General features: G+C 70.9%; 6 protein-coding genes and 1 tRNA gene. 2 read left to right on the top strand and 5 right to left on the bottom strand.

Annotated features, from left to right (window positions below; genetic code table 11):
- A partial coding sequence (gene mdlC / locus ACWCO3_RS30495; RefSeq protein WP_450013325.1) for a benzoylformate decarboxylase occupies nucleotides 1-1456 on the bottom strand: 1456 nt, incomplete at its 3' end.
- Nucleotides 1457-1777: 321 nt separating this feature from the next.
- Between mdlC and ACWCO3_RS30490 the strand changes: the two genes are divergently transcribed.
- Together ACWCO3_RS30490 and ACWCO3_RS30485 are read left to right on the top strand one after the other, a co-directional pair.
- Nucleotides 1778-2368 carry a YqgE/AlgH family protein gene (locus ACWCO3_RS30490; RefSeq protein ID WP_088986211.1) on the top strand — a complete coding sequence of 197 codons (591 nt, stop codon included), beginning with the start codon at nucleotides 1778-1780 and terminating at the stop codon, nucleotides 2366-2368.
- An 89-nt stretch (nucleotides 2369-2457) separates the two neighbouring features.
- Nucleotides 2458-2530: transfer RNA gene (locus tag ACWCO3_RS30485), tRNA-Ala, on the top strand.
- Between the two features lie 147 nt (nucleotides 2531-2677).
- Here the strand turns inward: ACWCO3_RS30485 and ACWCO3_RS30480 are convergent.
- The 4 genes from ACWCO3_RS30480 to ACWCO3_RS30465 form a co-directional block, all read right to left on the bottom strand.
- A complete protein-coding gene (locus tag ACWCO3_RS30480) occupies nucleotides 2678-2938 on the bottom strand; it encodes a YciI family protein (protein ID WP_145786438.1) in 261 nt (86 codons plus the stop codon).
- A 36-nt stretch (nucleotides 2939-2974) separates the two neighbouring features.
- A complete protein-coding gene (locus ACWCO3_RS30475; RefSeq protein WP_244312074.1) occupies nucleotides 2975-4186 on the bottom strand; it encodes a sensor histidine kinase in 1212 nt (403 codons plus the stop codon).
- Complete coding sequence (locus ACWCO3_RS30470) at nucleotides 4183-4839, bottom strand: response regulator transcription factor (RefSeq protein WP_145786439.1); 657 nt, start codon at nucleotides 4837-4839, stop codon at nucleotides 4183-4185. The genes ACWCO3_RS30475 and ACWCO3_RS30470 overlap by 4 nt, the downstream gene beginning before the upstream one ends.
- A 63-nt stretch (nucleotides 4840-4902) precedes the next feature.
- A partial coding sequence (locus ACWCO3_RS30465) for a cation:proton antiporter (protein ID WP_450013321.1) occupies nucleotides 4903-5662 on the bottom strand: 760 nt, incomplete at its 5' end.

The raw sequence follows: 5662 nt of genomic DNA, 5'->3' as shown, positions 1-5662 counted from the left end.
CACGGCGAACAGCACCCGCAGCCGGTTCCAGTAGCTCTCCTCGGTGATCCGACCGGCGGCGAGCTCCCGCACCGAGAAGGCGTTGAAGCCGAAGTACCGGGACGACGACCACCACCGGCAGCGCGAGACGCGCGGCGGTCCACAGCGCCTGCACCGAGTAGTGGAACGAGCCGTCGCCGATCACCGCCACCACTGGTCGCTGACGCCCGGCGTCCCGTTCGGCGAGGGCCACGCCGATCGCGGCCGGCAGGCCGTAGCCGAGGCCTCCGCTGGCCATCGTGAAGTACGACGCCGGACGGTTGACCTTCAGTTGGCGGCGCAGCGCGGACAGGTTGGAGGGTGACTCCTGGACCAGTACGCCGTCCGCCGGCCAGTGCGCCGCCAGCGCGGCGAACAGGGCGTCGGCGCTCAGCGGAACGGTGATCTCGGGCGCTGCCGCCGCTTCCCGGGGCGCGGGCGGTCGCCGGTCGGCCGGGGGCACCCGTTCGATCAACGCGGCCAGGGTCAACCCCGGGTCGCCGAGGAGGCTGTCCCCGACCGGCGCGCGGGCGGCCTCGTCCGGGTCGTCAGTGACGTGTAACAGCCGCGCCCCGTCGGGCAGGTGCCCGCCCGGTACGTACGGGTAGTAGCGGAACACCGGAGCGCCGACGACCAGCACCGTGTCGTGCCCCCGCAGGGCCTCGGCCAGCGGACCGATCGCGTACGGCAGCACGCCGCGGAAGTGGCTGTGGTCCTCGGGGAACACGGCCCGCTCGGTGGCGGGCGCCGACCAGACCGGTGCGGCCAACCGCTCGGCCAGCGCGACAGCTGTCGACCAGCTTCCGGAGCGGTCCACCCCGGGCCCGAACACCAGCACCGGGTTACGACTGTCGGCGAGGACCCGGGCGAAGTCGTCCAACCGATCCGGGTCCGGTGCGAACCGGGTTGCCACCGAACGCGGTGCGGGCGGTGGGTCGGCTGGCTGGGCCCAGTCGTCCATCGGCAGCGAGAGGTAGACCGGCCCGGCGGGTGGTTGCACCGCCGTCGCGTACGCCCGCAGCATCGCCGCGGGGATGTCCTGCGCCCGGGCCGGCTCGTAGGCCCACTTGACGTACGGCTGGGGAAGCTCGGTGGGTCGACGGTTGGCCAGGCGGGGTTCGAGCAGCAGCATCTCCCGGGTCTGCTGGCCGGCGCTGACGATCAACGGGGTCTTGTTGTGCCAGGCGGTGACCAGGTTGCCCATGCCGTTGCCGGTGCCCGGGCCGGTGTGCAGGTTGACGTGCGCCGGATTTCCACTGGCCTGGGCGTACCCGTCGGCCATCGCCACAGCGGTCGCCTCGTGCAGCGCGTGGACGTAGTGGAAGTCGGCGGGGAAGTCCTTGAGGAACGGCTCCTCGGTGGAGCCGGGGTTGCCGAAGACCGTGGTCATGCCGAGGGTGCGGAGCACGTCGTATGTCGCATCCCGGACCGTTGCCATCGCCACCCGCCTCCGTGTCGCGGGCACTGACGACCACTGTCACCCTCCCGATCAGCCGAATCTATCGGGATGTGACGGACCTTTCGGGCGTTTCTCCACCGACGGTGACCAAGAGCATCGATCACCAGGAAGTTCGTCGTCGGGTCTGTCGAATCTCCGTCTTAACTGTCCGATCACCTGCCGGTCAGACCTTAGCCAGCACCGGGGACGCAGGCTATGGTGCCAGGCATGGCGTTGACAGCGCGGCCGATCCCGGCGCACCGGTCGGATCCGGCAGATGACCGATCCCCGGCGCGGGCTCACGGTTGATGGGTGTGTGGGATGCAGGGAGAGGGCCAGGCGATCGGCGGACGAGCGATGGAGTCGATGACCGGGCGGCTGCTGGTCGCGACTCCGGCGCTCAAGGACCCGAACTTCGACCGTACGGTGGTGCTGCTGGTCGCCCACGAGCCGGGCGGTGCGCTCGGCGTGGTGCTGAACCGCGCCACTGAGGTTCCGGTGGCCGACGTGCTCGGCGACTGGAGTGACCTGGCCCGGCATCCGGCGGTGCTGTTCGAGGGTGGCCCGGTGCAGCCCGACTCGGCCATCTGTCTCGCCCGCATGCGACACCCGATGCGTCGGCTCAAGGGCTTCCACCAGGTCTCCGGAGCGGTCGGCACGATCGACCTCTCGGTCGACCCGGAGCGGCTGCGGGAGGGCATTGGCGGCATCCGGGTCTTCGCCGGCTACTCGGGCTGGGGCGGTGGCCAGTTGGAGCAGGAGATCGCCGATGGTTCCTGGTTCGTGCTGGACGCGCTCCCGGGCGACGCCTTCGTCGACCGACCCGACGACCTGTGGCCGATGGTGCTGCGCCGGCAGGGCGGAATGATGGCCGCCGTCGCCCACTTCCCCCCGGACGTGGCGCTCAACTGACCCGGCACGGCGGGGGGACCCCGCGAGATGACCATGCCGGCCGGTCTGTGTATAGTTTCCCAGTGCCCGGGCGACCGGGACGACAGCAAGGGGCCGTGGCGCAGCTGGTAGCGCACCACACTGGCAGTGTGGGGGTCAGGGGTTCGAGTCCCCTCGGCTCCACCTTGTTGCACCGCAGGTCAGCGGCTTAGTCGGAGATCATCCGCTAGGCCGCTGATTTTGTTGCGGTTCATTCTCTCGTGCGCTCCGCTCACCGACCTCGGCATCACGGGTCGCCGGCAGGACCGACCACGCGGGCGCGATCGGCGTCTAGCGGACGATCGGTGCCCACTCCCGCTGGCTGACGATCGTCACCCCGGGGGTGCGGTAATAGGGGTCTTCGGCGACGATCGCGGCGAGCGTCTCGGCGTCCGCGACGTCGAAGATCAGGAGCGCGCCGGAGTCGTCAGGGAACGGCCCGGCCATGACCAGGCGGCCCTCCTGATGCAGAGCCTGGAGACGTTCCCGGTGCCTGGGCCGAGCGGCTAGCCGGTCGGGTTCATCGCCGAAGGACAGCTCCAAGATGAACAATGGTTCCTCCTCCTGGGGGCGGTCTCCCGAAGCACCCTAGTCGATGCGCTGTGCCATCGCCGCCGTCGGTAGGCGGACGGTGAAGGTCGCCCCGGCGCCGGGCCGGCTGTCGGTGGAGATCGTCCCGCCGTGGCTGGTCACCACCTCGCGCAGGAGGGCCAAGCCCAGACCGAAGCGCCGGTCCTTGGCCCCGGCGCCGCGGTGGAAGCGGTCGAAGAGGCGGTTCGCGTCGGCGGGGTCGAAGCCAGCTCCGCTGTCCGTGACCACCAGGTCCGCGTCGCGGCGGGAGGTGCGCACTGTGACGTCGATGCGGCCGCCGGTCGGGGTGTGGGTGAGGGCGTTGGCGAGCAGTTCGCCGACCACGCGGCGCAGGGCCGAGGCGACGCCGGGGACCAGGACCGGAGTGTCCGGGACGGTCAGGTGCACCTGTACGCCCTGCTCCGCGGCGCGGTCGGCCTCGCAGTCGATGGCCTCGGCAGCGAGGCGGGCCAGGTTGACGGGCTCGGACGGTTGCCGTTCGGCCGGGGTGGCGGCGAGGCGGGCGGAGAGCAGGAGCTCGTCGACGATCTCGCCGAGGCGGCGGGTGGTCTCGATCAGGCGGTCGTAGTCGGCGCGGTCGGTGCCGGCGCGGCGGGCCAGGATCTGGGCGCGGGTGTGGACGTGGGCGATGGGGGTGCGCAATTCGTGGCTGGCGTCGGCGACGAAGCGGCGTTGCCGGCTGAGCGCCTCGGCGAGCGGTGCCACCGCTCGGCGGCCGACGACGATGCCCGTGAGCACTGCCGCGGCGAGGCCGACCATCGCGGCGAGGAGGAAGGCGGCGAGCAGGTGACGCCGGTCGGAGAGCTGGAAGCGGGCGTCGAACACCGCTTGCACCACGCCCGTGCCGCGCGGCTGTGTGCGGACGTAGTAGGTGGTGCCGTTGCGGTCGACCCTGTCGCTGCGAGCCTGACGGTCGAGGGCCACCGCGTCGATGGCGGACCGCAGTGGGAAACCGGGGGGTGGCGGGTTGCGGCCCGAGTCGATGGTGCCGCCGTCGTACAGGATGATCCAGTTGCAGCCCGGCGGGCCGTCGATGGTGCCGTGGACCGCGCCGTAGGTGAGCTCCCGTTCGATCTGTTCGTGCTGACTGTGCAGCAGTGCGACGTAGGAGATGGCGGCGCCCAGGGCGAGCAGCGCCGTGACGGTGAGTCCGACGACCATGCTGACCCGCACCCGGGCCCGGCGCAGCATGGTGTCCTCGAAGCTCACAGGGTCCCCAGCCGGTAGCCGAGGCCGTGCACGGTCCGGATCACCGAGCGACCGAGCTTGCGCCGCAGGTAGTAGACGTACGTGTCGACCAGGGACGCCGCGGCCGCCTCGTCGAAGACCCGGCTGCGCAGCTCGGAACGGGAGTGGACGGTGTGCGGTCGGGCCGCGAGCACCCGCAGCAGCTCGAACTCGCGTGCGGACAGGGCGATCCGGGTGCCGTCGGGCAGGACGACGTCGCGCACGGAGAGGTCGAGCTGGCCAGGCCCGAGCCGCAGCACCTCGGTCGACTCGGAGGTCCGGCGGCAGAGTGCCCGGATGCGGGCGCTCAGCTCGTCCAGGTCGAAGGGTTTCGTCAGGTAGTCGTCGGCGCCCGCGTCGAGGCCGGCGATCCGGTCCTGGACGGTGCCGAGCGCGGTCAGCAGCAGCGCCCGGGCGACCACCGCCCGGGAGCGCAGCCGGACGACCAGGTCCAGCCCGTCGAGGGCGGGGAGCAGCCGGTCGATCACCATCACGTCGTACGGCCGGGTGAGCCCCAGGTGGAGGCCGCGCTGGCCGTCGGGGGCCTGGTCGACGACGTATCCCTCGTCGGTCAGGGCCTCAGCCAACATCCCGCGGAGCTCAGAGTCGTCCTCGACGAGCAGGAGTCGAGTCATACAAGGATGGTGACATAGATAACACTCTATGTGTTGTGAAGCTTGTCTCCTCAAACAATAAATCTACGGGGTTCCGGCGGGAACGAGCGACGGTGTAGATGCGGGAGCGCTCGCCTCGCGCCGCTCGATCCAGCTGAGCAGCGGCGTCGTCATGATTGTCGTGACGAGCGCGACCAGCACCAGCACGGTGAACAGCGACGAGTTCACGACGCCCGCCTCCAGCCCCACGTTCAGCGCGATCAGCTGCATCAGGCCACGGGCGTTCATCAGGGCGCCGACGCGCAGCGCGACCGGGTTCGGCTCGCCCATCATCCGGGCCGCACCCCAGCAGGCACCGAACTTGCCGACGATCGCCACGGCCACGCACGCGACGGCGAAGCCGAGCACTGCCGGGTTGCCCAGCAGCGCGAACTCGGTGCGCAGCCCGGAGAAGGTGAAGAACAGCGGCAGGAACACCGTCGCGGCGATCGGCGTCAGCGTGTCGACCACCTTGTCGGTCTGCGCGGAGTGCGGCATCACCACGCCGACCGCGAAGGCGCCGAAGACCGCGTAGAGCCCGATCTCGTCGGTGTACCAGGCGACCAGGAAGAGCAGCGCCACAGTGCCCAGCAGCCGTGCGCGATCACCCGGGAGCCCCATGACGAAGCCGGCCACCCGCCGCCCGCCCAGCCACAGCGCCAGCCCGAACAGCACTGCGCCACCCGCGGTGACCAGGGCCGGGCCGGCGGCGCCGGCGGAGGTGTTCTCCGGGCTCGGCGTGATCTTTCTCTGCTGGCTGGTGGGCTCCGCGCACATAGTCCTGCTCAACAGTTGGGTCTGGGGA

The organism is Micromonospora sp. NPDC002411 (assembly GCF_053592955.1).
This window is presented reverse-complemented; position numbering and strand designations above follow the sequence as displayed.